This window comes from Paenibacillus sp. EKM301P (assembly GCF_011800295.1).
GTDB classification, from domain to species: domain Bacteria; phylum Bacillota; class Bacilli; order Paenibacillales; family Paenibacillaceae; genus Paenibacillus; species Paenibacillus polymyxa.
The window spans coordinates 1-431 of sequence record NZ_JAALFM010000092.1 but is presented as its reverse complement, the minus strand read 5'-3'; the positions used below and the strand labels follow the sequence as shown (position 1 = coordinate 431).

At 58.5% G+C, this 431-nt stretch carries 1 protein-coding gene; it reads right to left on the bottom strand.

Annotated features, from left to right (window positions below):
- The coding region (locus tag HFD99_RS24975) for a phosphopantetheine-binding protein (protein ID WP_167441068.1) at positions 1–431 on the bottom strand (431 nt) is incomplete at both ends.

The following is a 431-nucleotide window of genomic DNA, read 5'->3' as shown; positions in this document are numbered from 1 at the left end:
ATCGCCTGGTTGCTGTGGTGCAGATCAGCCGGCTGCTGCTCGAAGAACCAGCGCTGAATAGGTGTCAGTTCCACCTGGCCTACTGCCTCTTCCTGACTGGCCATCTTGCCATCTGTACGAAGCAACGGACTGAGTGCCGCTACCGTCGGATGGCTGAAGAGGTCTTTCATGTTCAGTCGATAACCTGCCTGCAGCAAGCGGGAGGATACTTGCAAGGCTTTGATCGAATCGCCGCCCAGCTCGAAGAAGTTATCCTGCGTGCCTACGGCATCCATGCCAAGCACTGCGGCCCATACCGCAGCCAGTACCTGCTCCACCGTAGTACGCGGTGCCACATAGGCTGCTCCCGTATGGATGCTGCCTTCCGGTTCCGGCAAAGCCTTGCGGTCGATTTTGCCGTTGCTGGTCAGCGGGATCGTCTCCAGTCGCAT